The following is a 23875-nucleotide window of genomic DNA, read 5'->3' as shown; positions in this document are numbered from 1 at the left end:
GCGGTCCAGCGCGGTTGAACTTAGGTAAGCCTAACCAAACTTTTCGGCGCCCAATCCCGTTTTCACCGTGACCGCCGTCACGTTCCAGGCGGACCGCGAAGAAGCTCCAACTCCCTTACGGGTCAGGCCAGTTCGCGAAGCTGCTCTTCCGTCAGTCCGCGCCGCCAGTAGCCCACGAACGTCACGCGCCGGCGGTCGACACCGCGCTCGCCGACGAAGTGACGCCGCAGCAGCTTCACGTGACCGGCCTCCCCGGCGATCCACACGTAGGCACGCCCGGGGGAGGGCAGGGGTGTCTCCCGCACGGCGTCCAGCGCGAGGGGGACGTCCGGGGCGGCGTCTTTGTCCCGGACGAACCAGGTGACCTCCGCGTCCGCCGCCGTCGGCAGCTCCTGGACGTCCCCGGCGTGTGGCACCTCCAGCCAGACCCGGGCACGGGTACCCGCGGGAAGGGCCTCCAGGACGGCGGCCGCGGCCGGCACGGCGGTCTCGTCGGCCCACAGCAGCACCGTCGAGGCGTCCTCGGGCGGGCGGAAACGGATCGCGCGGTTGTCGGCGACCGCCGGGCCGAGCAGCAGCACCCGGTCGCCCGCGGCGGCGCGGGCGGCCCAGCGGGAGGCCGGTCCGGCCGCGGTGGACGGGCCCGCCTCCGCGCCGACGCCGTGCAGCACGAAGTCGACGTCGATCTCGGCGGTCCGCCCCAGGGCGTCCGAGCGCAGCGCCCGCAGCGTGTACGAGCGCATCACCGCCCGTACGTCGTCGGGCAGTTCACGCCAGCCCTGCCACCAGCCGTCGCCCAGCTCCAGCGGCACCACCGGCTCGTCCTGCCCCGGGTGGGGCAGGAACAGCGACAGGGACTGGTCACGCCCGTCGGAGCGGAAGTCGCGCAACTCGGGCCCGGTGAAGGTGACCCGGACCAGGGACGGGCCGAGCCGCCGCGTCCCGGCGACCTGAAGGGCGAAGAAGCGGAACGGGGCGGCCACGGCAGTCGTCACGAGGAGCTCCTGCGGGTCGAGGGGGCGGCGGGGCCGGGCGAGGGGGTCAGCTGACCTTCTTGGCCTTCTCGATGGCCTCGGCGAGCGCCTCCACCGGCGCCACGCACTTGTCGTACGACAGGATCGGCTCGGTGGAGCGGGAGAGGACCTGGCCGGCCTTGACGGCGGGCAGCTGCTTCCAGGTCGCCTCGGTGATGTCGGCGGGCTGGATGGCCGAGCTGCGGTCGTCCATCATGATCACGTCGGCCTTGTGCTTGTCGACGTTCTCCCAGCTCAGGCTCTCGAACCAGCCGCCGGTAGCCTTCTTGGCCTCCTCCGTCGGCTCCACGAAGTTCACCCCGAGGGCCTTGAAGTACTCCAGGTCGATCGAGAGGTTGCTGCCCGAGACGTAGAACAGCTCGGGGCTCGCGGAGCCGACCAGCACCTTGATCTCCGGCTTGGCCTTGGCGGCCTTGCGCAGTCGCTCCGAGGCCGCCTCGAACCGCTTCTTGGCCTCGGTGACCTTCGCGGCCGTCATGTCGGCGCCGAGGGACTCGGCCAGCTCCCACATCCGCTGGAGCGGGCCCGTGAGCTGACGGTCGAACACGGAGATGCCGACGCTGGGCGCGAGCTTGGCGATCTTGTCCTTGGACGCCTCGGGGACGTACCAGAGGGTGCCGGCGTCGTCGAACATCGTGGAGATCAGGACGTCGGGCGCGAGGGCCGCGTACTTCTCGACGTTGAACTGGTCCCAGACGTTGCCCAGGACGGTCACCTTGCTGACGTCCATGTCGCCGGCCTGGACGTCGGCCTTGCCGTCCTTGGTCGTCGTCGGGCCGAAGACGCCCTTGACCTCGATGCCGTAGTCGTACAGCGCGGCGGCCACGCCCGTGAACGCGACGATGTTCTTCGGCGCCTCGTCGAGCTTCACCGTGGTGCCGCGGTCGTCCTTGAAGGACCAGGGGCCGGACTTGGCGGCGCCCTTCGTGTCCGCGCCGGCGTCCTTCGCGTCGTCGTCCCCGCAGGCGGTGAGCACGGCGCCGAGCCCGAGGGCGCCGCCGGCGGCGAGCAGTCCACGACGGGTGAGGCGGGCGGTTCTGGCGTTCGGCATGGAAGGGTCTGCTTTCGTGCGTACGGGACCGTGGTTCAAACAGCGTTAGGTTAGCCTAACCAAACGATCTGTCCAGAGGGCGTCCGGTACGCATCCTCGGGAAACGCCGGTCCGGGGCCGTGATTCGGATCACTCGACCCGTCGACAGCACGACGGCACGACGGCACGACGGCCGCCGACGACGGCGCACGGCGGACGGCCCGCGCCCGGACAAGGCGCGGGCCGTCCCTACGTATGGGCCGTGCTCAGCCCGCCAGGCCCAACTCCCGGGCGATGAGCATCCGCTGGACCTCGCTGGTGCCCTCGCCGATCTCCAGGATCTTGGAGTCGCGCCACATGCGGGCCACCGGATACTCGTTCATGAAGCCGTAGCCGCCGTGGATCTGCGTCGCGTCGCGCGCGTTGTCCACGGCCACCGTCGAGGAGTACAGCTTGGCCAGCGCCGCCTCCTTCTTGAACGGCTCGCCCGCCACCAGACGGCTCGCCGCGTCCCGCCACGCCAGGCGCGCCGTGTGCGCCTTCATCTCCATGTCGGCGATCTTGAACTGGATCGCCTGGTTCGCGCCGATCGGACGCCCGAACGCGTGCCGCTCCTTGGCGTACTTGACCGACTCGTCCACACAGCCCTGCGCCAGCCCCGTGGCGAGCGCGGCTATGGCGATGCGGCCCTCGTCGAGGATGCGCAGGAACTGCGCGTAGCCGCGGCCCTCCGCGCCCAGCAGGTTGGCCGCCGGGACCCGCACGTCCTGGAAGGACAGCTCCCGGGTGTCCGAGGCGTTCCAGCCGACCTTCGAGTACGGCGCCGCGACCGTGAAGCCGGGCGTGCCGGACGGCACGATGATCGACGAGATCAGCGGCTTGCCGTCGGGCTTGCGGCCGGTGACGGCGGTGACCGTGACCAGACCCGTGACGTCCGTGCCGGAGTTGGTGATGAAGCACTTGGTGCCGTTGATCACCCACTCGTCCGTCGCCTCGTCCAGCCGGGCCGTCGTGCGGGTCGCGCCCGCGTCGCTGCCGCCGTCCGGCTCGGTCAGCCCGAACGCGCCCAGGATCTCGCCCGAGCACAGCCGGGGCAGCCACTCGCGCTTCTGCTCCTCGGTGCCGAACAGGTGCAGCGGCATGGCGCCCAGCGAGACGCCCGCCTCCAGGGTGATGGCCACCGAGGAGTCCACCCGGGCCAGCTCCTCCAGCGCCACGCCGAGCGCGAAGTAGTCGCCGCCCATGCCGCCGTACTCCTCGGGGAACGGCAGGCCGAACAGGCCCATGCGGCCCATCTCGCGGACGATCTCGTACGGGAACTCGTGCCGCTCGTAGAAGTCGCCGATCTTCGGCGCCACCACGTCGTGCGCGAACTCCTCGACCGTACGGCGGAGTTCTTCCAGTTCGGGGGAGAGCTTGTGGTCCATGGTCCTTCACGACTCCTGGTGGGAGAGGGCTCGTACGGTGCGGGACGGGCTGGGTCGGCCCAGGTGTGCGGCCATCCAGACGCTTGTGGCGACCAGACGGCCGAGATCGACCCCGGTGTCGATGCCGAGGCCCTGCAGCATCCACACGAGGTCTTCGGTGGCGAGATTGCCGGTGGCGGACTTCGCGTACGGGCAGCCGCCCAGCCCGCCGGCCGAGGCGTCGACCGTGGTGACGCCCTGCTGGAGCGCGGCCAGCGTGTTGGACAGCGCCTGGCCGTAGGTGTCGTGGAAGTGCACGCCCAGCGCGGGGACGGGCACACCCGCCTGGGTGAGCGCGCCGATCAGGGCCGTCACATGGCCCGGGGTCGCCACGCCGATGGTGTCGCCGAGGCTCAGCTCGTCGCAGCCCATGTCGAGCAGCGCCCGGCACACCCGCACCACCTGCGGGACCGGGACCGCGCCCTCCCAGGGGTCGCCGAAGCACATCGACAGATAGCCGCGCACATGGACGCCCTGCTCCTTCGCGCGGGCCACCACCGGCTCGAACATGGCCAGCGCCTCGTCCACCGTGCGGTTGAGGTTGGCCTTGGCGAAAGACTCCGTGGCGCTGGCGAACACCGCCACCCGGCGGGCGCCCAGCGCCAGCGCGCGGTCCAGGCCGCGCTCGTTGGGCACCAGCACCGGCAGGTCCACCGGCAGGTCGGACACCGCCGGGAACAGGTCCTCGGCGTCCGCGAGCTGCGGCACCCACTTGGGGTGCACGAAGCTCGTCGCCTCGATCGTGGTCAGGCCCGTGCCGGCCAGCCGGCGGACGAACTCCGCCTTCACGGCCGTCGGCACGGTCTGCTTCTCGTTCTGCAGACCGTCGCGGGCGCCCACCTCGTGGATCCGCACCCGCGCGGGCAGCCCCTCGGCCGGTACGGCCATGGGCAGGCCCAGCTCGCTCGCGTTCATGCCGTCTTCCCTTCCGCAGGGTCCGCAGGGTCCGCCGGGTCCGCGGTCTCCACGGGCGCGATGACCGCGAGCACCTGGTCCATGGCGACCGTCGTGCCCGGGGACACGTCCAGCTCCGTGACCGTGCCGGCGTGCGGGGCCGAGATGACGTGCTCCATCTTCATCGCCTCCACCACGAGCAGGCTCTGGCCCGCGTCCACCTCGTCGCCGACGGCGACCTTCACCACCGTCACCGTGCCCGGCATCGGCGCGGTCAGCGAGTCGGCGCCCGCCTGACCCGCCCGGGTGAGGGACGCGGCGACCGGGTCGTGGTCCCGCACCTGCCAGGCGTCGCCGTCCCGGCCCAGCCAGGAGCCGTCCGGCAAGGCGGCGAACGTGTGTGCGACACCGTCGAGCGCGCAGGTGAACCGGTGTCCGTCCAGCGTCCCGGCGGACGCCCGCAGCGGGGTGTCCGCGCCCGGCGGCAGCAGCTCCAGGCCGCCGTCGGCCGTGGCCCGCACCCGCACGGTCACCGGGTCGTGGCCCGCCACCCGCAGATGGTGCGCCGTCCACGCCCGGCCGCCGCCCATCCGCCAGCCGTCGGCGGCGTCGAACGGGTCCCGCCAGCCGGGCGGCCCGGCGGGCGCGAGGGCGGCCTGGCGCAGCAGCGCCGCCGCCGCGTACACCTCGGCCGGCACTTCCTCGACGACCAGGGAGTCCGCCTCCCGCTCCACCAGCCCGGTGTCCAGCTCGCCCGACACGACCGCCGGGTGCGCCAGCAGCCGCCGCAGGAAGCCCGCGTTGGTCTGCACGCCCAGCGTCACCGTCCCCGCGAGCGCCGCCCGCAGCTTGCGCAGCGCGGTCGCCCGGTCGGGGCCGTACGCGATCACCTTGGACAGCATCGGGTCGTAGAGGCTGCCGACCTCCGTGCCCTCGCTGAGCCCGGAGTCGGTGCGCACGCCGTCGCCCTGCGGCTCGCGCAGCGTCAGCACCGTGCCGCCGGAGGGGAGGAAGCCGCGCGCGGGGTCCTCCGCGCACAGCCGCGCCTCGACCGCGTGCCCGGTGAGCCGTACGTCGTCCTGCCCGAACGCCAGCCGCTCGCCGGCCGCGACCCGCAGCTGCCACTCCACCAGGTCCAGGCCCGTGACCAGTTCGGTGACCGGGTGCTCCACCTGGAGCCGGGTGTTCATCTCCATGAAGTAGTACTGGGACGGGTCGCCGCCCGGCACGATGAACTCCACCGTGCCCGCGCCCCGGTAGCCGCAGGAGCGGGCCGCCTGCACGGCCGCCTCGCCCATCGCCGCCCGGGTGGCCTCGTCGAGGAGCACACTGGGCGCCTCCTCGACGATCTTCTGGTGCCGCCGCTGGAGCGAGCACTCGCGCTCGCCCAGGTGCACCACGTTCCCGTGCCCGTCGGCCAGCACCTGGATCTCGATGTGCCGGGGCCGGTCGATCCACCGCTCCACCAGCAGCGTGTCGTCGCCGAACGAGGCGCGGGCCTCGCGCCGGGCGGCGGCGATCTCGTCCGCCAGCTTGCCCGCGTCCCGCACCAGCCGCATGCCCTTGCCGCCGCCGCCCGCCGAGGGCTTCAGCAGCACCGGCATGCCGATCTCGCGCGCGGCCTCGGCGAGCTGCGCGTCCGTCAGGCCGCTGCCGCTGGAGCCGGGCACGACCGGCACCCCGGCCGCCTTGACCGTCTCCTTCGCGCGGATCTTGTCGCCCATCAGGGCGATGGCGTCCGCCGGGGGCCCGATGAACGCCAGGCCCGCCGCCTCGCAGGCCCGCGCGAACTCCGCGTTCTCGGCGAGGAAGCCGTACCCCGGGTGCACCGCCCGCGCGCCGGTGCGGGCCGCCGCATCGAGCAGCCGCTCCGCCGACAGATAGCTCTCCGCGGCCGGCGCCGGCCCGATCCGCACCGCCGTGTCGGCCTCCCGGACGTGCCGGGCGCCGGCGTCCGCGTCGGAGTACACCGCCACCGAGCGCACGCCCATGGACCGCAGGGTGCGGACGACCCGGACCGCGATCTCGCCCCGGTTGGCCACCAGCACGGTGTCGAACATCTGCTCAGTCATCGTCAGGGGTCCCCTCACATCCGGAAGACGCCGAACTGGGGGTCACCCAGGGGCGCGTTGGCGCACGCGGTCAGGGCCAGCCCCAGCACCTGCCGAGTCTCCATCGGGTCGATCACGCCGTCGTCCCAGAGGCGGGCCGTCGCGTAGTAGGCGTTGCCCTGGCGCTCGTACTGGGCGCGGATCGGGGCCTTGAAGGTCTCCTCGTCCTCCGCGGGCCACTCCTCGCCGCGCGCCTCGAGCTGGTCCCGCTTGACGGTCGCGAGGACCGAGGCGGCCTGCTCGCCGCCCATCACCGAGATCTTGGCGTTCGGCCACATCCACAGGAAGCGGGGCGAGTAGGCCCGGCCGCACATCGAGTAGTTGCCCGCGCCGTAGGAGCCGCCGACCACGACCGTCAGCTTCGGCACGCGCGTGCAGGCGACGGCCGTGACCATCTTGGCGCCGTGCTTGGCGATGCCGCCCGCCTCGTAGTCCCGGCCGACCATGAAGCCCGAGATGTTCTGGAGGAACACCAGCGGGATGCCGCGCTGGTCGCACAGCTCGATGAAGTGGGCGCCCTTCTGGGCGGACTCGGAGAAGAGGATGCCGTTGTTGGCGACGATCCCCACCGGGTGGCCGTGGACGTGCGCGAAGCCGGTGACCAGGGTCTGCCCGAACTCCGCCTTGAACTCGGCGAACCGGGAGCCGTCGGTGATCCGCGCGATGATCTCGCGTACGTCGTAGGGGGTGCGGGAGTCCACCGGCACCGCGCCGTACAGCCCCGCCGGGTCCACCTTGGGCTCGGCGACCGGCTCCACCCGCCAGGGCAGCTCGCCGCGGCCGGGCAGCGTGGAGACGATCTGGCGCACGATCCTCAGCGCGTGCGCGTCGTCCTCCGCGAGATGGTCGGTCACCCCGGACACCCGGGAGTGGACCTCGCCGCCGCCCAGCTCCTCCGCCGTGACCACCTCGCCGGTGGCCGCCTTCACCAGCGGGGGGCCGCCGAGGAAGATCGTGCCCTGGTTGCGCACGATCACCGCCTCGTCGCTCATCGCGGGCACGTACGCCCCGCCCGCCGTGCAGGAGCCGAGCACCGCCGCGATCTGCGGGATGCCGGCGCCGGACATGCGGGCCTGGTTGTAGAAGATGCGGCCGAAGTGGTCCCGGTCCGGGAACACCTCGTCCTGCATCGGCAGGAACGCGCCGCCGGAGTCCACCAGGTAGACGCAGGGCAGCCGGTTGTCCAGGGCCACCTCCTGCGCGCGCAGGTGCTTCTTCACGGTCATCGGGTAGTACGTGCCGCCCTTGACCGTGGCGTCGTTGGCGACGACCACGCACTCGCGGCCCGCGACCCGGCCGATCCCGGCGATCACCCCGGCCGCCGGCGCCTGCCCGTCGTACATCCCGTCGGCGGCCAGCGGGGCCAGCTCCAGGAAGGGCGAGCCGGGGTCCAGGAGGGTGTCCACCCGGTCGCGCGGGAGCAGCTTCCCGCGCGCGGTGTGACGGGCGCGCGCCCGCTCGCCGCCGCCGAGCGCCGCCGCGGCCAGCTTGCCGCGCAGCTCCCCGACGAGGGCGCGGTGCGCCTCCTCGTTGGCCCGAAAGGCCTCCGACGCGGGGTCTGCCGCGCTGTGAAGCTCCGGTGCCTCGTGCATCCTTGCGGGTCCCCTCACCTTGTTAATGAGCGTTAACGCATTTCCTCCAGGTTAACGACCGCTAACCTTCCTGTCTAGAATCGTCTTCATGGCCACCAGAACCGACGCCCCCACCCGCCGCGAGCAGATCCTCAAGGAGGCCGCGCGGCTCTTCGCCGAGCGCGGCTTCCACGGGGTGGGCGTCGACGAGATAGGCGCCGCCGTGGGCATCAGCGGGCCCGGGCTCTACCGGCACTTCGCGGGCAAGGACGCGATGCTGGCGGAGCTGCTGGTCGGCATCAGCGAGTCGCTGCTCACGGGTGCGAAGCGGCGGCTCGCCGAGGCGGGTGCGGCCGGGGCGGCGGGGGTGGCCGACGCGGTGGACGCGGCGGACGGGGTGGTCCCCGAGGCGGTCCTCGACTCGCTGATCGAGGGGCACATCGACTTCGCGCTCGACGACCGCCCGCTCATCACCCTGCACGACCGTGAGCTGGACCGCCTCCGGGACGCCGACCGCAAGCTGGTGCGCCAGCTCCAGCGGCAGTACGTCGAGCTGTGGGTGGGCGTGGTGCGCCGCCTCTACCCGGACCTGGGCGAGCCCGCCGCCCGCTCGGCGGTCCACTCGGTCTTCGGCCTCCTGAACTCCACCCCGCACCTCACCCGCCCGGGCTCCCTCCCGGACCGCGCGGGCACGGCGGAGCTGCTGCACCGGATGGCCCGGGGGGCTTTCGCGGCGGCGGCGGACTCCTGAGAGGCGACGGGGCCGCCCTCAAGGGGCCCCGGAGTGACGAGCGTTACGGGAGCCCCGCTCTGGACGGCTGTGGATACTCGCCGGTATCTTGCGTGAGCAAGCGCTTAGCCAGGGGATGCTCAGCCATCAATTGAGGAACCCCCACGGCGGGCAACCACCTACGCGAAAGCGGCGCCGGTTTAGGCGCAAGGAAGGGCGGTGGCGGACAGTGCGCCGTACGATTTTCAACGAGGATCACGAGGCGTTCCGGGAGACCCTCCGCGCCTTCATCGAGGCCGAGGTCGTCCCCGTCTACGACGAGTGGTTCGCGGCCGGACAGGCGCCCCGCGACTTCTACTACAAGCTCGGTGAGCTGGGCATCTTCGGCATCAGCGTGCCGGAGGAGTTCGGCGGCGCGGGCATGGACACCCACAAGTTCGAGGCCGTCCTCTACGAGGAGACCGCCCGCGCGGGCGTCCAGTTCGGCGGCTCCGGCGTGCACGTGCTGCTCGCCCTGCCCTACATCAAGATGCTCGGCACCGACGAGCAGAAGAAGCGCTACCTCCCGAAGTTCGTCACCGGCGAGGAGATGTGGGCCATCGCGATGACCGAGCCGGGCACCGGCTCCGACCTCGCGGGCATGAAGACCACCGCCAAGCTCAGCGAGGACGGCACGCACTACGTCCTCAACGGCGCCAAGACCTTCATCACCGGCGGCGTGCACGCCGACAAGGTGATCGTCTGCGCCCGCACCGCCGCCCCGACGGCCGAGGACCGCCGCCACGGCATATCCCTCTTCGCCGTCGACACCAAGTCCGAGGGCTACTCGGTCGGCCGCAAGCTCGACAAGCTCGGCCTGAAGACCTCCGACACCGCCGAGCTGGCCTTCGTCGACGTCAAGGTCCCCGCCGAGGACCTGCTCGGCGAGGAGAACAAGGGCTTCTCCTACCTCGGTCACAACCTGGCCTCCGAGCGCTGGGGCATCGCCTACGGCGCCTACGCCCAGGCCAAGGCCGCCGTGCGGTTCGCCAAGCAGTACGTGAAGGAGCGCACCGTCTTCGGCAAGCCGGTCGCGCACTTCCAGAACACCAAGTTCGAGCTGGCCGCCTGCCAGGCCGAGGTGGACGCCGCCGAGGCCGTCGCCGACCGCGCCACCGAGGCGCTGGACGCCGGCGAGCTCACCCCCGCCGAGGCCGCCTCCGCCAAGCTGTTCTGCACCGAGGTCGCCCACCGCGTCATCGACCGCTGCCTCCAGCTGCACGGCGGCTACGGCTACATGAACGAGTACCCGATCGCCCGCCTGTACGCGGACAACCGGGTCAACCGCATCTACGGCGGCACCAGCGAGATCATGAAGACGATCATCGCGAAGGACATGGGCCTGTAAGGTCCCGGAAATCCCTGTCGTATACAACTGACCCCATGAGTCAGGCACTCCAGGATCTCCTCGATCTGCTCGACCTCGAGCAGATCGAGGAGAACATCTTCCGCGGCAGCTCGCGCAGCGCCGTCGTCCCCCGCGTCTTCGGCGGGCAGGTGGCGGCGCAGGCGCTGGTCGCGGCCGGGCGGACCGTCCCCGAGGACCGGCCCGCCCACTCCCTGCACGCGTACTTCCTGCGCCTCGGCGACCCCGGCGCGCCGATCGTCTACACCGTCGACCGCATCCGCGACGGCCGCTCCTTCACCACCAGGCGGGTCGTCGCCGTCCAGCACGGCAAGCCGATCTTCCACCTCTCCGCGTCCTTCCAGACGCACGAGGAGGGCCTGGACCACCAGGACCCGATGCCGGCCTCCCCGGACCCGGACACGCTCCCCACCTCGGAGGAGCGCCTGCGCGGCTACGCCCACCTCGACCCCGAGGTCGTCGACCGCTTCCTGGAGGCACGCGCCGCCGTCGACCTGCGCTACGTCGACGAGCCGCCCTACGGCCGTTTCGGCGAGCCCCGCGCACCCCACTCCCAGGTGTGGTTCCGCACCAAGGGCAAGCTCGCCGACGACCCCCTGCTGCACGTCGTCCTCGCCACGTACGTCTCCGACATGACGCTCCTCGACTCCGTGCTCCTCGCCCACGGGCGCGGCGGCTGGGCCGTCGGCGACGTCGTCGGCGCGTCCCTGGACCACGCGATGTGGTTCCACCGCCCGTTCCGCGCCGACGAGTGGCTGCTGTACGACCAGCAGTCCCCTTCCGCGCACGGCGGCCGGGGACTGGGCCAGGCCCGCATCTACACCCAGGACGGGCGCCTGGCGGTCTCGGTGATCCAGGAGGGTGTGGTCCGGGTCCCGCGGTGATCTACCGTTCCGGGATGAGCAACGACCGACGTCTGCGCCGCCTCGTCGTGGACGGCACCGTCTGGCACTGGACCGTCCGGCAGCGGGTGCTGCCCGCGTACGAGGACTGCCGGCTGTCGGTGTCCTTCTTCACCGAGGGGTACCGCGCCGGGACCGGACGCAGGCTGACCCTGGTGTTCGCGCCGGGCCCGAAGCGGATCGTGTCCAACACGTCGTACTTCGAGGCGGGCACGGTGATGCGCCTCCCGGACCGCGCGGACCTCAACCTGCACGAGCCCGGGACGGCCCGCCGCCTGCTGGACGCCGCCGCGCCGGCCCTGGACCTCCGGCCGTCGGACCGGGACGTCGAGCTGGACGGCTGGCCCTGCTTCGACGAGGTCGTGGCCGGTCCCGAGGCCGTGGCCTAGAGCAGCCCCGCCTCCGTCAGCAGGTACGCCGTCATCGGGTCGTAGTGGCGGGGGCTCGTCACGTGGTCGTCCAGGGGGACGGTCACCTGGACGGTGCCCTCGGCCTCGGCGAGGAACAGCGCCGGGTCGTTGCAGTCGGCGTACCCGACGGAGTCCACGCCGTACTGGCCGGCGGCGCCCGCCCAGCCGTGGTCGGCGACCACCAGGTCGGGCAGGGTTCTGCCCTCCCGCTCCAGCGCCGTCAGGATCGTCTTCATCGGCGCGCCCGAGTGGGTGTGCCACAGCGTCGCCCCGTGCTCCAGCACCGCCACGTCGGCGAACTGCATCACGTAGCCCTCCTCCGTGGTCAGCCCGTCCGGGATGACCACGATGTCGCAGCCCGCGTCCCGCAGCGCGGCGGCCGTCGCCCGGTGCACGTCCAGCAGGCCGCCCGGGTGACCGGTCGCCAGCAGCACCCGCTGCCGGCCCTCCGCCGCCTTGCGCAGCCGCCCGGCCATGCGCTCCAGACCGTCGACCGTCAGCTCGGGGTCGATGGTGTCCTGCCCGTACCGGTGCTCCGGGTCGTCGTTGACGCCGACCCGCTCGGCCATCACCGCGAGCACGTCCTGCTCGTCGGTCCAGCGCTCGCCGAGCTCCAGACCGAGCCAGTAGTGCCGGTCGCCGTTCGCCAGCTTCCGGTAGTGGGAGAGGTTGTTCTCGCGCGGCGTGGCGACCTCGCCCGCGATGCGGGTGGCGACCAGGTGTTCGACGAGTTCGGCGCGGCTGGGGGTCCCGGGTATCGGCATGCACCCATTGTGAGGCAGGGAACAGGGGGCGTCCCTGGCGTATCGCGCGCTGGGACGTGCGTCACGTACTCAGCCGGATGCGTACGGCTACTCAGCCGCGACCCTCACCACGTACTTGCCCCGGACGCCGCCCGCCTCCAGCGCCCGGTGGGCCGCCGCCGTCTCCTCCAGCGGGAAGACCCTGTCCACCACGGGGCGCAGCGCGCCCTCGGCGACGTGCCGGGCCAGCACGTCGAGGTCGGCCCGCCGGGGGTCGCCGCTGAAGAAGCGGATCCGGCCGCGTCCGTGCAGCGCGCTGCCCGCGATGCAGCCGAGCGACGTGACGGGCCGGCTCAGGTCGAAGGCGATGGTCACCATGCGCCCGCCGGGGTCCAGCAGGCCCCGCAGGGCGCGGAGTTCGGTCCCCACCGTGTCCAGGACGACGTCGAAGCGGCCCAGGTCCGCCGGCCGTACGCTCCGGTGGTCGACGGCCTCGTGCGCGCCGAGCTCGCGGACGAGGCCGAGATTGGCGGCGCGGGCGAGGGCCGTGACCTTGGCGCCGTACGCCCGTCCGAGCTGGACGGCGGCGTTGCCGACGCCGCCCGCCGCACCCCGCACCAGGAGCCGTTCGCCGGGGCGCAGCCCGGCCTTGTCGCGCAGCGCGGTGACGGCCGTGGTGGCCACCGGGAGTGCGGCGGCGTCCACCGGGTCGAGGCCGTCGGGGAGCCTGCCGACGCGCTCCCCGGGCACGGTCACGTACTCGGCGGCGGTGCCGAACCCGGAGGTGCGGCCCAGGACGCCCCACACGCGGTCGCCGGGCGCGAACCGGGTGACCCCGGCCCCGTGCGCGGCGACCTCACCGGTGAAGTCCAGGCCCACGCGCTTGGGGAAGCGGCGGCCGAGCAGCAGCCGGAGCCGGCCCGAACGGGCGGCCAGTTCGCCGCCGTTCACGCTGAACGCGCTCACTTTCACCAGGACCTCGCCGGGGCCGGGCACGGGCCGGGGCACGCGGCCCACGTACAGCACGTCGGGGCCGCCGTAGCGGTCGTACAGCACTGCCTTCATCGAGCGGTCGTCCATCGCTGTCGCCTTCGCGTCGTGTCCCACGGGAGTCCTTCGGGGGGTTGCGGGACCGACCGTAGGCTGGCAAGCGGACGAGATCGTCCGTTTACGGCGGAAGCGAGAGACAGTGACGACGGAATCCTCTCGGAACACGACGGCCCGGGACACCACCGTGCGGGCGGACGCCCGGCGCAACCGGGAGCGCCTCCTCGCCGCGGCCCGCGCGGTCTTCGCCGAGCACGGGATCGACGCCCCGATGGCGACCGTGGCCCGGCGGGCCGGGGTCGGCGTGGCGACCCTGTACCGGCACTTCCCGACCCGGGAGGCGCTGGTGCGGGGCGCGTTCGCCCGGCAGATGGAGACCTGCGGCCGGGCCCTGCGTGACGCCCTGGCCGCCGACGACCCGTGGACGGGCCTGACGCACCTGGTCGAGACGGTCTGCGCCCTCCAGCGGGAGGAACGCGGGTTCCCGGCCGCGTTCCTCGACGCCTTCCCGGAGATCTCGGCCGAGCACGCGCGCTCCCGCGCGCAGGCGGAACGGGACGTCACCGCCCTGGTGCGCAGGGCCCAGGAGTCGGGCGCGCTCCGGCCCGACTTCCACCCGTCCGACCTCGTCGTGGCCCTGGTGGCCCACTGCGGCCTGGTGGCGGCCCTCCCTGACGACGCGAGGGCGTCCCGACGGCTCGTGGCGTACCTGCTCCAGTCGTTCCGGGCCGCCCCGCCCGCCGGACCGCTGCCCCCGCCGTCGGGACTGACCCTGCGCGGCCTGCCCCTGCCACCGGAGGGCGGCGGGTCCCGGACGCCCTGCCGGCCCTGACCACGGTCACGTCCGCCGCAGCGCGAACCACAGCTCCATCCGGACGTCCGGGTCGTCCAGGTCCGCCTCCAGCAACGCCCCGCACCGGGCGATCCGCTGCCGCACCGTGTTGCGGTGGACGTCCAGGGCGACCGCCGTGCGGTCCCAGCTGCCGTGCAGGGAGAGCCAGGTGCGCAGAGTGTCGACCAGGGCCGGGGACCGCTCTATCGGGGCGAGCAGGGCGCGGGCGTGCGCGTCGGCGTCGTGCGGCGGGACCAGGTCGGCGAGGGCCGGGCGGTCGCCGTGCCGCAGCACCGGCGTGCGGGTGGCGCGGGCCCGGGCCAGGGCGCGGGCGGCCTGGGTGTCGGCGGCCGGCCAGTCCGGCGGATCCGCCGCCGCGCTCACCCCGAGCGTCCAGCCCGGCACCCGGTCCACCGTCCGCCCGCCCGGCACCAGCACCCGCACCACCCCGCCCGCCACGTCCACCAGCGCCGAGCCGAGGGCGGCGCCCAGCGCGGACGCGGCCACCGGGTCCGGCGCCGCCCGCCCGTCCGGCCTGCCGTGCACCACCCGCCACCGGTCCCCGCCGAGCAGCGGCGCCACCTCAGCGGGCGCCGCGCCCAGCAGCAGCCGTACCAGCGCCGAGGAGCGGCCGGCGCCCGAGCCGCTGTGCCGCTCGCCGGTGAGCAGGGAGAGCAGCACGGCCGCCACGGACGCGATGGTGTGGTCGCCCGCGTCCCGCTGCGGGGCGGCCGTCCCGAGCACGAACCCCTCGCCGTTGCCGAGCGCGTGCGCGACCAGCCGCACCCCGGCCACCGTGTCGGACGCGGAGGAGGGACGGGCGTCCGCGGGCTCCTCCCCGGAGGGCCGCGCCCCCGAGGGCCGCACGACCTCCGCGAGTTTCGCCAGCGCCGCCCGCGTCCCCTCGCCCGGATCGGCCCCCGCGCCCGCGATCTCCGCGCCCTCGGGCCCGTACAGCACCGCGCGTCCGCCCAGGCGGCGGGCCAGCTGCTGGAGGACGGAGGGGACCGGGTCGGGGCGGGCGGCGGCGGTGGCCAGGCTCTGCTGGGCCTCCGTGACCCGCCGCAGCTCGGCCGTGCGGGCCTGCGCCATCAGCTGCCACAGCGCCCGCGCCACCGCCGAGAACGTGGTCCGCGGCGGTACCTCGAGCAGCGGCAGCCCGTGCATCTCGCACGCCTCCGCCAGCGCTTCCGGCACGGTGTCGTGCACGGGCGCCACACCGAAGCCGAGCGCCACGCCGCCCGCCGCGACGATCCGCGACACGTACGCGTCGAAGTAGCCCGCGCCGGCGCCGTCCGGGATGTGCACGCCCGCCGACAGCAGCAGTTCGCCGCCCAGCAGGTACGGGTACGGGTCGGCCATCTCCGAGGTGTGCGCCCAGTGCACGACGGCCGCCGGGTCCGCGGGGCCCGCGATCCGGCGCAGGCCCAGGTCCGCGCGGGCCAGCAGCGCGTCCAGGGGGACGGGAGGGGTGGGCGGAACAGTGGGGTCCGGCATGGTGGACGTTTCCTCCATCCCAGGCTGCCGATCTGGATGAAACGTACACTTCGCAGTCGCTTTTCGGCCACCTAAGGTCGGGTCACCGGCACCCCGCGGGTACGGGCGGATGTCCCCGCGCGGCCGCCGGTGAGCGCGACCCGTCTGCACGACACGCCACCGACAGTGCGCGAAGGAGGCCCCGCATGGCCGTCGACTACCTGGTCATCGTCGTCTATCTGGCCGGCATGCTGGCCATGGGCTGGTGGGGCATGCGCCGCGCCAGGTCCAAGAGCGAGTTCCTGGTGGCCGGCCGCCGCCTGGGCCCCGCCATGTACTCGGGCACCATGGCCGCCATCGTCCTCGGCGGCGCCTCCACCATCGGCGGCGTGGGCCTCGGCTACCAGTACGGGCTGTCCGGCGCCTGGATGGTGTTCACCATCGGCCTCGGACTGCTCGCCCTGAGCGTGTTCTTCTCCGCCCGCATCGCCCGCCTGAAAGTCTACACCGTCTCCGAGATGCTCGACCTGCGCTACGGCGGCCGGGCCGGCGTCATCTCCGGACTCGTCATGTGGGCCTACACCCTGATGCTCGCGGTGACCTCGACCATCGCCTACGCGACGATCTTCGACGTCCTGTTCGACATGAACCGCACCCTCGCCATCGTCCTCGGCGGCTCGATCGTCGTCGCGTACTCCACGCTCGGCGGCATGTGGTCCATCACGCTGACCGACATGGTGCAGTTCGTCGTCAAGACGATCGGCGTGCTGCTGCTCCTGCTGCCGATCGCCGTCGTCAAGGCGGGCGGGTTCGCCGAGATGAAGGCGCAGCTGCCCACCGAGTACTTCGACCCGCTGGGCATCGGCGGCGAGACCATCTTCACCTACGTGCTGATCTACACCTTCGGCATGCTCATCGGGCAGGACATCTGGCAGCGGGTGTTCACCGCCCGCAGCGACCGCACGGCCCGCTGGGGCGGCACCGTCGCCGGCACCTACTGCCTCGTCTACGCCGTCGCCGGCGCGGTCATCGGCACGGCGGCCAAGGTGCTCTACCCGAACCTGGCCAGCGCCGACGACGCGTTCGCCACCGTCGTCAAGGACGAGCTGCCCATCGGCGTGCGCGGGCTCGTGCTGGCCGCCGCCCTCGCCGCCGTGATGTCGACCTCGTCCGGCGCGCTGATCGCGTGCGCCACCGTCGCCAACAACGACATCTGGTCCCGGCTGCGCGGCGTCGTCCGCCCGGAGGGCGAGCAGCAGCACGACGAGGTCAGGGGCAACCGCGTCTTCATCCTGCTGATGGGCCTCGCCGTGATCGGCACCGCCATCGCCCTCAACGACGTCGTCCAGGCGCTGACCGTCGCCTACAACCTTCTGGTCGGCGGGCTGCTCGTGCCCATCCTCGGCGGGCTGCTGTGGAAGCGCGGCACCGCGCAGGGCGCCCTCGCGTCCGTCGCCGTCGGCGGCCTCGCCGTGATCGGCCTCATGGCGGCCTACGGCATCCTCGCCAACGAGCCCGTCTACTACGGCCTCCTCGCCTCCCTCGCCGCCTACGTCGCCGTCTCCCTCGCCACCCGCCCCACCGACGCGGCCGTGCTCGCCGCCTGGCGCGAACGCCTCGCCGGACGCGCCCCCGCGCACGACAACGCGTCCGAAACCGTGTCCGAACAGGTCCCGGCCGCCCAGTAGCATCGAGGGCGGTCCGTACATACGCGACGAAGCGTAGGAAAGAGAGCAGTCCTTCATGAGCAGCAACGACACGCCCCGCGGCCCCGTCGACTCGTCCCGCGTGCCGCGCTACGCGGGTCCCGCGACCTTCGCCCGGCTGCCCCGCCTCGACGAGGTCGGCCGCGCCGACGTCGCCGTCGTGGGCGTGCCGTTCGACTCCGGCGTCTCCTACCGGCCGGGCGCCCGCTTCGGCGGCAACGCCATCCGCGAGGCGTCCCGGCTGCTGCGCCCCTACAACCCCGCGCAGGACGCCTCCCCGTTCGCCCTCGCGCAGGTCGCGGACGGCGGCGACATCGCGGTCAACCCGTTCAACATCAACGAGGCGGTCGACACCATAGAGGCCGCCGCCGACGACCTCCTCGGCACCGGCGCCCGTCTGATGACCCTCGGCGGCGACCACACCATCGCGCTGCCGCTGCTCAGGAGCGTCGCCAAGAAGCACGGCCCGGTCGCCCTGCTGCACTTCGACGCGCACCTCGACACCTGGGACACCTACTTCGGCGCCGAGTACACCCACGGCACGCCGTTCCGACGGGCCGTGGAGGAGGGCATCCTCGACACCTCCGCCCTCTCCCACGTCGGCACCCGCGGCCCGCTCTACGGCAAGCAGGACCTCACCGACGACGAGAAGATGGGCTTCGGCATCGTCACCTCCGCCGACGTCTACCGCCGCGGCGCCGACGAGGTCGCCGACCAGCTCCGTCAGCGCATCGGCGACCGCCCGCTGTACATCTCCATCGACATCGACTGCCTGGACCCGGCGCACGCGCCCGGCACCGGCACGCCCGAGGCGGGCGGCATGACCTCCCGCGAGCTGCTGGAGATCCTGCGCGGCCTCGCCTCCTGCAACCTGGTCTCCGCCGACGTCGTCGAGGTGGCGCCCGCGTACGACCACGCCGAGATCACCTCGGTCGCCGCGTCCCACACGGCGTACGAACTGACCACGATCATGTCCCGCCAGATCGCGGAGGCCCGCGCCAAGTGACGCACGACCACGACCTGGAACTCCGCCCCACGCCGGCCCAGACGGAGGCCGCGCTGAACCCCCCGCCCGGCCGCAACGGCGGAGACCTGGTCGTGGAGACCCTGGCCGGGCTCGGCGCGACCACCGTCTTCGGCCTGCCCGGCCAGCACGCCCTCGGCATGTTCGACGCGCTGCGCCGCTCCGACCTGCGCTACATCGGCCTGCGCGTGGAGAACAACGCGGGCTTCGCGGCGGACGCGTACGGCCGGATCACCGGCGAGGCGGCCCCGCTGCTGCTGTCCACCGGACCCGGCGCCCTGACCTCGCTGGCCGCGCTCCAGGAGGCGGCGGCCGCGTCGGCGCCGGTGCTGGCGATCAGCAGCCAGGTGCCCACCGCCGGGCTCGACGGCGGACGCCACGGCTATCTGCACGAACTCCCCGACCAGTCCGCCTCGTTCCGGGGTGTGGTCAAGTCCGTGCACACGGTCCGCACGGCCTCCCAGATCCCCTCGGCGATCGCCGCGGCCTGGAAGTCGGCGCTCACCGTCCCGCACGGGCCCGTGTGGGTGGAGATCCCGCAGGACGTGCTGCTCGCCGAGACGGTCCTGCCGGTGGTGACGGCGATGGACGCCACCCCGGACGAGCTGCCCCCGCGTCCCGAACTCACCGCGCTGGCCGCGCACCTGCTGTCCCGCGCCGAGCGCCCGGCGATCATCGCGGGCGGGGGAGTCGTCCGCTCGGACGCCTCCAAGAAGCTGCGGCAGCTCGCCGAGCGCGTCCAGGCGCCCGTGGTGACCACCCCCGGCGGCAAGGGCGCCTTCCCCTGGACCCACCCGCTGTCCCTCCAGTCCTGGATCGAGGACCGGCACACCACCGACCTCCTGGAGGACGCCGACGTCCTGCTCGTCGTCGGCTCCGGACTCGGCGAACTCTCCTCCAACTACCACACGCTCAAGCCGCGCGGCCGCGTGATCCAGATCGAGGCCGACCTCGGCAAACTGGAGTCCAACCACCCCGGCATCGGCATCCACGCGGACGCCCGTCTCGCCCTCCAGGCGCTCCTGGAGACGGTGGAGCCGCGCGAGGACGCCACCGCCCCGGCGCGGGTGCGGGAGCTGCTGGACCGGGTGCGGGCCCGCATCGACGGGCAGGACCTCGCCCTGGAGCAGCAGGTGCTGACGGCCGTGCGGCGCGCCCTGCCGACCGGCTCGCCGTCCTTCTGGGACATGACGATCCTCGCCTACTGGGCGTGGTCCGCGTTCGACGCGATGGGCCCCAACCACCTGCACTCGGCGCAGGGCGCCGGCGGCCTCGGCTACGGCTTCCCGGCGGCGCTCGGCGCGGCGGTCGCCGACCCCACCCGCCCGGTGCTGGCGGTCTCCGGCGACGGCGGCGCGCTGTACTCGATCGCCGAGCTGGCCACGGCCCGCCAGTACGACCTGGACGTCACCTGGCTGATCGTCGACGACGGCGGCTACGGCATCCTGCGCGAGTACATGACGGACGCCTTCGGCGAGCCCACCGCGACCGAGCTGACCCGCCCGGACTACGTGGCCCTGGCCGAGTCCTTCGGCGTCCCGGGCGTCCGCACCACTCCGGAGACCCTGGAGGAGGACCTCGCCAAGTCCCTGGCCACCCCGGGCCCCTCGGTGGTCGTCCTCCCGGCCGTCCTGCGCATGTTCGCGCCGACGCACCTGGGCTGAGCCGCCCCCTGTGCGCTGCGGTCCCGTTCACGGGGCATGCGCACGGGTGGAGGACGACGTCCTCCACCCGCCCCGACACGAGGAGCAGCCGCATCGTGGGAACCGCCGTCCACGTTCCGCAGACCCGGGACATGCTCGGAGACGAACTCTCCGGCGACGAAGCCCTCACCGCCCTGCGGCGGTACGGGGGCCTCAGGCTGCTGGCCGACTCCTTCACCCGGTTCCGCTACGCGGACGGCTTCACCAACGCCCGGGCCCTCGCCTTCCAGATCGTGCTCGGCCTGGTCCCCTTCACCGTCGTGCTCGTGGGTCTCGCCACGTCGGTGCACACGGAGAGCGTGGGCCGGGTCATCGAGCTGACCCTCGGCCGGATCGTGCCGGGGGCGAGCGCGGACGTCGTCGAGAAGGCCTTCGAGGGCACCCGGCGCAGCGCCGGCAGCGACGTGTGGAGCACGGTCGCGCTCTGGCTGGGCCTCGGGTTCGCGGTGCTGAACCTCGCCTCGGCCATGGCGCAGATCGAGCGGGGCGCCAACCGCATCTACGGCATCGAGCGCGACCGCCCCTTCGTCCGCAAGTACGGCCGGGCCCTGGCGCTCGCCTTCACGGCCGGCCTGCCGATGGTCCTGGGGTTCCTGGTGCTCGTCGCGGGTGAGCCGGTCGGCGACGCCGTGGCCCGCACCCTCGGCCACGGGACGGGCGGGGCCACGTGGTGGGCCGTGCTGGACGTACCGGCCGGACTGCTGCTGGCCTGGGTCGCGTCGGCGGTGATCCTGCGCTGGTCGCCCCGCCGCGACCAGCCCGGCTACACGTGGCTGGCCTTCGGCTCGGCGGTCCACCTGGTGCTGTGGATCTCGGCGACCTGGCTGCTCGCGCTGTACGTCGGACGGAGCGGGGCCTTCGGCGCCGTGTACGGTCCGCTCACGGCCTTCATCGCCCTGCTGCTGTGGGCCAACCTGACCGCCGTGGCGCTCTTCCTCGGCATCGCGTTCGCGGCCCAGCTGGAGGCCGCCCGGGCGGGCATCCGCACCCCGGTGGAACCGGACCCCGGACCGGGCGCCTAGTCCCGGCCCTCGGGCGAGTGCCCACACGCGCGTGTGCGGTGGGCGCGGGTGTGCGTGGCCGCGGGCACCGGGCGTGCGGGGGCAGGCGACCCGAGGTGCGGCGGGCCTCCCGCCGGGCGGCTAGTCCCGGGCCTCGGGCGAGTGCACACACGCGCGTGTGCGGTGGGCGCGGGTGTGCGTGGCCGCGGGCACCGGGCGTGCGGGGGCAGGCGACCCGAGGTGCGGCGGGCCTCCCGCCGGGCGGCTAGTCCCGGGCCTCGGGCGAGTGCCCACACGCGCGTGTGCGGTGGGCGCGGGTGTGCGTGACCGCGGGCACCGGGCGTGCGGGGGCAGGCGACCCGAGGTGCGGCGGGCCTCCCGCCGGGCGGCTGCGCGGCCGGGAGCTGTCCGCGCCGGGCGCACTGCCCGTGCGAGCCACGCACCCCCGCGCCGGGCGGGTGCCCGCGCGCCCGCGCCGGGCGTGCGGGGGCAGGCGACCCGAGGTGCGGCGGGGCTCCCGCCGGGCGGCTGCGCGGCCGGGAGCTGTCCGTGCCGGGCGCACTGCCCGTGCGAGCCACGCACCCCCGCGCCGGGCGGGTGCCCGCGCGCCGGCCGACACGTCGGGCGCGGGCGGCCGGAAGGCCGAAGGAGGCCGCGGAGGACGGGCCCGCCCGGGGTGAGGTGAACTGCGGACCTCGCGTCCGGCGCACGCGCGCCCGGTGGCCACGAGCCCGGGCAGCCGCCGGGCCCCGGTGTCACGGACCGGTGGCCGCCACGGTCTCCGGGCCCCCGTGCGACGGGATCGTCACGAGATCGCCCGCAGCCGTCCGTGCCCCGTGCGGGCGGCGAGGCGGGCGATCGCCCGGGACGTCGCCTCGTCGTCGGGGAGGAGGACCAGCAGCAGCTGGGCGTCCGAGGGGAGTTCGAGGAACTCGCGGCGCAGGCGCAGGTCGCCCGCGTCGGGGTGGTGGACGCGCAGCACGCCCCGCTCCGGGACCTTGTGGCGGTTCAGACGGCGGGTGAACTCCGGGCCCGCCGCCGGGGCCAGCTCCGCCGCCAGCCACTCCGCGTTCTCCGCCTTCGGGCCCAGCCACAGGTCGAAGACCTGCTCGTCGGCGACCTCGTCCCAGTCGGGGAAGAGGGACCGGGCGCGCGGGTCGGTGAACACGTACCGCGTGAGGTTCGGCGCGTCCCCGTCCAGCAGCCCCGTGCCGGCCGCGACCGCCTCGTAGGCCGGGGTCCAGACGAGGAGGTCGCCCAGCCGGTTGGTGATCACCGCGACACCGGGTTCCAGCAGCCGCAGCGTCTCCCGCACGGACGGCCGCACGTCACGGCGGGCGGGCTCGCGGCCGAGGTGGCCGGTGCACTCGTCGCCGCTGACCTTCGCCAGGTACCGCACGTGCTCCCGCTCCGCCGGGGTCAGCGCGAGCGCGTCGCACAGCGCGTGCAGCACGGCCACCGACGGGTTGCGGTCGCGGCCCTGCTCGATCCGGGTCAGGTACTCGACGCTCACGCCGGCGCGTGTGGCCACGTCCGAGCGGCGCAGCCCGGGGGAGCGGCGGCGGCCGTGGTCCGGGAGCCCCAGCTGCTCCGGCTGGGTGCTGTCGCGCTTGAGCCGCAGGAAGTCGCCCAGTGGTGTCCCCATGCCGCGAGGATAGGACGGCCGGGCGGGGCGCGTGCAGTGCTCAGCATGGCCCTGCGGGGGCCAGCCTGAGCGCGGCCTGGCTGCCGACCGCGGCCGGTTCCAGGGTGGACGGCATGGACATCAACACGCACAAGCTCGTGGTCGTCGTCGGCAGCGTCCGTGAGGGACGCTTCGGTCCCGTGGTCGGCTCGTGGGTCGCCGAGCAGGCACGCGCGCACGGCGGATTCGACGTCGAGGTCGTCGACCTGGCCGAGCACGACATCCCGCTGGCCCTGCCGGACGCCTACCCGTCGGTGGCGGGCGCCTCCTACCCGCGCCCCGCCTCGATGGCGCCGCTCACGGCGGCGCTGGACGGCGCGGACGCCTTCATCATGGTCACGCCGGAGTACAACCACAGCTACCCGGCCGCCCTCAAGGCCGCGATCGACTGGCACTACACCCAGTGGGCCGCCAAGCCCGTGGCGTTCGTCAGCTACGGCGGCGGGGCGGGCGGCCGGCACGCCGTCCTGCACCTGGAGAACGTGATGAGCGAGCTGCACGCGGTGACCATCCGCGACGGTCTCGCCTTCCCTCTGAACCGGGTGCAGTGGGAGGACGGCCGGCCCCTCGACGCGGAGTCCGCGGGCTACGCGAAGAAGCTGCTCGACCAGCTCTCCTGGTGGGCGGGCGCCCTCCGCACGGCCCGCGAGGCGGTCCCGTACCCGGCGTGAGCACCGGGCACGGACTGTCCCCAGGGGGAGTCAGCAGGCGCCCGGCCCCACCCCGTCGATGCGGCCGCCGAAGTCGCCCAGGTAGCGGGAGCGCCAGTCGCCGTTGAACACGTCCCGCTTCTCCTCCGGCTGCCAGTTCACGAAGCAGGCCCGCGTGCTGGAGACGACCGATCCCACGTGGTCGTGGAGGCTCGGCGGCATGTCGCGGTAGCCGCTGCGCGAGGTCCACTCCCAGTAGTCACCGTCGAACCCCTCCTTGCTCCAGAAGCACACCGACCCGTCCGGGCAGGGCGGAGGCGCGGCCGGCGCGGCGGACGCCGCGTGGGCGGGCAGCAGCAGGGCGGTCAGGGCGAGGGCGGCGGCGAGGGACCAGGAACGGGTCTTCACACAACTCTCCAGTCACACGTGGGACGAGCACAGGGGCGCCCCGGCCGC

The 23875-nt window shown here is 73.6% G+C and carries 21 protein-coding genes; 10 read left to right on the top strand and 11 right to left on the bottom strand.

Going from position 1 to position 23875, the window contains the following annotated elements; all coding sequences use genetic code 11:
• Positions 1 to 122 precede the first annotated feature (122 nt).
• The 6 genes from ACFOSY_RS07580 to ACFOSY_RS07555 form a co-directional block, all read right to left on the bottom strand.
• Positions 123 to 995 (bottom strand): siderophore-interacting protein, encoded by an 873-nt coding sequence (locus ACFOSY_RS07580; RefSeq protein ID WP_394305955.1) that lies wholly within the window; start codon positions 993 to 995, stop codon positions 123 to 125.
• Between the two features lie 46 nt (positions 996 to 1041).
• The gene (locus ACFOSY_RS07575; RefSeq protein WP_394305954.1) at positions 1042 to 2085 is read right to left on the bottom strand and encodes an ABC transporter substrate-binding protein; all 1044 of its coding nucleotides are present in this window, start codon (positions 2083 to 2085) and stop codon (positions 1042 to 1044) included.
• A 245-nt stretch (positions 2086 to 2330) separates the two neighbouring features.
• Positions 2331 to 3491, bottom strand: coding sequence for an acyl-CoA dehydrogenase family protein (locus tag ACFOSY_RS07570; protein WP_394305953.1), 1161 nt, complete (start codon positions 3489 to 3491; stop codon positions 2331 to 2333).
• Between the two features lie 6 nt (positions 3492 to 3497).
• Positions 3498 to 4445 carry a hydroxymethylglutaryl-CoA lyase gene (locus ACFOSY_RS07565; RefSeq protein WP_394305952.1) on the bottom strand — a complete coding sequence of 316 codons (948 nt, stop codon included), beginning with the start codon at positions 4443 to 4445 and terminating at the stop codon, positions 3498 to 3500.
• Entirely contained in the window at positions 4442 to 6484 is a 2043-nt protein-coding gene (locus ACFOSY_RS07560; protein ID WP_394306237.1) for an acetyl/propionyl/methylcrotonyl-CoA carboxylase subunit alpha, read from the bottom strand. Before ACFOSY_RS07560 ends, ACFOSY_RS07565 begins: the two co-directional genes overlap by 4 nt.
• 26 nt (positions 6485 to 6510) lie before the next feature.
• Positions 6511 to 8127 (bottom strand): carboxyl transferase domain-containing protein, encoded by a 1617-nt coding sequence (locus ACFOSY_RS07555; protein WP_394305951.1) that lies wholly within the window; start codon positions 8125 to 8127, stop codon positions 6511 to 6513.
• A gap of 88 nt (positions 8128 to 8215) precedes the next feature.
• Between ACFOSY_RS07555 and ACFOSY_RS07550 the strand changes: the two genes are divergently transcribed.
• The 4 genes from ACFOSY_RS07550 (at position 8216) to ACFOSY_RS07535 (ending at position 11532) form a co-directional block, all read left to right on the top strand.
• The gene (locus ACFOSY_RS07550; protein WP_394305950.1) at positions 8216 to 8857 is read left to right on the top strand and encodes an SACE_7040 family transcriptional regulator; all 642 of its coding nucleotides are present in this window, start codon (positions 8216 to 8218) and stop codon (positions 8855 to 8857) included.
• 208 nt (positions 8858 to 9065) lie between these two features.
• The gene (locus tag ACFOSY_RS07545) at positions 9066 to 10223 is read left to right on the top strand and encodes an acyl-CoA dehydrogenase family protein (RefSeq protein WP_394305949.1); all 1158 of its coding nucleotides are present in this window, start codon (positions 9066 to 9068) and stop codon (positions 10221 to 10223) included.
• A gap of 35 nt (positions 10224 to 10258) precedes the next feature.
• Positions 10259 to 11125 (top strand): acyl-CoA thioesterase II, encoded by an 867-nt coding sequence (gene tesB / locus ACFOSY_RS07540; protein ID WP_394305948.1) that lies wholly within the window; start codon positions 10259 to 10261, stop codon positions 11123 to 11125.
• 14 nt (positions 11126 to 11139) lie between these two features.
• Positions 11140 to 11532, top strand: coding sequence for a hypothetical protein (locus ACFOSY_RS07535; protein ID WP_394305947.1), 393 nt, complete (start codon positions 11140 to 11142; stop codon positions 11530 to 11532).
• Here the strand turns inward: ACFOSY_RS07535 and ACFOSY_RS07530 are convergent.
• The gene (locus ACFOSY_RS07530; protein ID WP_394305946.1) at positions 11529 to 12317 is read right to left on the bottom strand and encodes a phosphatase; all 789 of its coding nucleotides are present in this window, start codon (positions 12315 to 12317) and stop codon (positions 11529 to 11531) included. The genes ACFOSY_RS07535 and ACFOSY_RS07530 overlap by 4 nt on opposite strands.
• An 87-nt stretch (positions 12318 to 12404) precedes the next feature.
• Complete coding sequence (locus tag ACFOSY_RS07525; RefSeq protein ID WP_394306236.1) at positions 12405 to 13376, bottom strand: NAD(P)-dependent alcohol dehydrogenase; 972 nt, start codon at positions 13374 to 13376, stop codon at positions 12405 to 12407.
• A 109-nt stretch (positions 13377 to 13485) separates the two neighbouring features.
• Here ACFOSY_RS07525 and ACFOSY_RS07520 point away from each other — a divergent pair, with 109 nt between their 5' ends.
• On the top strand, positions 13486 to 14175 hold the full coding sequence (locus ACFOSY_RS07520) for a TetR/AcrR family transcriptional regulator (protein WP_394305945.1): 690 nt from the start codon (positions 13486 to 13488) through the stop codon (positions 14173 to 14175).
• Positions 14176 to 14181: 6 nt separating this feature from the next.
• On the opposite strand, the gene ACFOSY_RS07515 is transcribed toward ACFOSY_RS07520, so the two are convergent.
• Positions 14182 to 15672, bottom strand: a complete 1491-nt coding sequence (locus ACFOSY_RS07515) for a PucR family transcriptional regulator (protein ID WP_394305944.1) — start codon at positions 15670 to 15672, stop codon at positions 14182 to 14184.
• 185 nt (positions 15673 to 15857) lie between these two features.
• On the opposite strand from ACFOSY_RS07515, the gene ACFOSY_RS07510 reads away from it, so the two are divergent.
• From ACFOSY_RS07510 to ACFOSY_RS07495, 4 genes are all read left to right on the top strand, one after another.
• On the top strand, positions 15858 to 17339 hold the full coding sequence (locus ACFOSY_RS07510) for a sodium:solute symporter (protein WP_394305943.1): 1482 nt from the start codon (positions 15858 to 15860) through the stop codon (positions 17337 to 17339).
• A 55-nt stretch (positions 17340 to 17394) separates the two neighbouring features.
• Positions 17395 to 18363 (top strand): agmatinase, encoded by a 969-nt coding sequence (speB, locus tag ACFOSY_RS07505; RefSeq protein WP_006135327.1) that lies wholly within the window; start codon positions 17395 to 17397, stop codon positions 18361 to 18363.
• A complete protein-coding gene (locus ACFOSY_RS07500) occupies positions 18360 to 20045 on the top strand; it encodes a thiamine pyrophosphate-binding protein (RefSeq protein ID WP_394305942.1) in 1686 nt (561 codons plus the stop codon). Before speB ends, ACFOSY_RS07500 begins: the two co-directional genes overlap by 4 nt.
• Before the next feature lie 95 nt (positions 20046 to 20140).
• Positions 20141 to 21106 (top strand): YihY/virulence factor BrkB family protein, encoded by a 966-nt coding sequence (locus tag ACFOSY_RS07495; RefSeq protein WP_394305941.1) that lies wholly within the window; start codon positions 20141 to 20143, stop codon positions 21104 to 21106.
• 784 nt (positions 21107 to 21890) lie between these two features.
• Here ACFOSY_RS07495 and ACFOSY_RS07490 read toward each other — a convergent pair.
• On the bottom strand, positions 21891 to 22730 hold the full coding sequence (locus ACFOSY_RS07490; protein WP_394305940.1) for a helix-turn-helix domain-containing protein: 840 nt from the start codon (positions 22728 to 22730) through the stop codon (positions 21891 to 21893).
• 113 nt (positions 22731 to 22843) lie between these two features.
• Here ACFOSY_RS07490 and ACFOSY_RS07485 point away from each other — a divergent pair, with 113 nt between their 5' ends.
• Complete coding sequence (locus ACFOSY_RS07485) at positions 22844 to 23440, top strand: NADPH-dependent FMN reductase (RefSeq protein ID WP_394305939.1); 597 nt, start codon at positions 22844 to 22846, stop codon at positions 23438 to 23440.
• A 30-nt stretch (positions 23441 to 23470) separates the two neighbouring features.
• Here ACFOSY_RS07485 and ACFOSY_RS07480 read toward each other — a convergent pair whose 3' ends face one another.
• Positions 23471 to 23827, bottom strand: coding sequence for a peptidase inhibitor family I36 protein (locus ACFOSY_RS07480; protein ID WP_394305938.1), 357 nt, complete (start codon positions 23825 to 23827; stop codon positions 23471 to 23473).
• Positions 23828 to 23875: the final 48 nt, after the last annotated feature.

It is taken from the genome of Streptomyces lusitanus (assembly GCF_042647945.1).
In the GTDB taxonomy this organism is placed as follows: Bacteria; Actinomycetota; Actinomycetes; order Streptomycetales; family Streptomycetaceae; genus Streptomyces; species Streptomyces pseudogriseolus.
Note: the sequence above shows the minus strand (reverse complement) of the source record. Positions and strands in the feature narration are given on the sequence as shown.

Bases quoted from the DNA above. Each gene is read 5' to 3' on its own strand.
- ACFOSY_RS07525 (WP_394306236.1), bottom strand. From the start codon at position 13,376: ATGGACGACCGCTCGATGAAGGCAGTGCTGTACGACCGCTACGGCGGC.
- ACFOSY_RS07550 (WP_394305950.1), top strand. From the start codon at position 8,216: ATGGCCACCAGAACCGACGCCCCCACCCGCCGCGAGCAGATCCTCAAG.
- ACFOSY_RS07485 (WP_394305939.1), top strand. From the start codon at position 22,844: ATGGACATCAACACGCACAAGCTCGTGGTCGTCGTCGGCAGCGTCCGT.
- ACFOSY_RS07560 (WP_394306237.1), bottom strand. From the start codon at position 6,484: ATGTTCGACACCGTGCTGGTGGCCAACCGGGGCGAGATCGCGGTCCGG.
- ACFOSY_RS07565 (WP_394305952.1), bottom strand. From the start codon at position 4,445: ATGAACGCGAGCGAGCTGGGCCTGCCCATGGCCGTACCGGCCGAGGGG.
- ACFOSY_RS07510 (WP_394305943.1), top strand. From the start codon at position 15,858: ATGGCCGTCGACTACCTGGTCATCGTCGTCTATCTGGCCGGCATGCTG.
- tesB (WP_394305948.1), top strand. From the start codon at position 10,259: ATGAGTCAGGCACTCCAGGATCTCCTCGATCTGCTCGACCTCGAGCAG.
- ACFOSY_RS07515 (WP_394305944.1), bottom strand. From the start codon at position 15,672: ATGCCGGACCCCACTGTTCCGCCCACCCCTCCCGTCCCCCTGGACGCG.
- speB (WP_006135327.1), top strand. From the start codon at position 17,395: ATGAGCAGCAACGACACGCCCCGCGGCCCCGTCGACTCGTCCCGCGTG.
- ACFOSY_RS07535 (WP_394305947.1), top strand. From the start codon at position 11,140: ATGAGCAACGACCGACGTCTGCGCCGCCTCGTCGTGGACGGCACCGTC.
- ACFOSY_RS07530 (WP_394305946.1), bottom strand. From the start codon at position 12,317: ATGCCGATACCCGGGACCCCCAGCCGCGCCGAACTCGTCGAACACCTG.
- ACFOSY_RS07570 (WP_394305953.1), bottom strand. From the start codon at position 3,491: ATGGACCACAAGCTCTCCCCCGAACTGGAAGAACTCCGCCGTACGGTC.
- ACFOSY_RS07555 (WP_394305951.1), bottom strand. From the start codon at position 8,127: ATGCACGAGGCACCGGAGCTTCACAGCGCGGCAGACCCCGCGTCGGAG.
- ACFOSY_RS07575 (WP_394305954.1), bottom strand. From the start codon at position 2,085: ATGCCGAACGCCAGAACCGCCCGCCTCACCCGTCGTGGACTGCTCGCC.
- ACFOSY_RS07490 (WP_394305940.1), bottom strand. From the start codon at position 22,730: ATGGGGACACCACTGGGCGACTTCCTGCGGCTCAAGCGCGACAGCACC.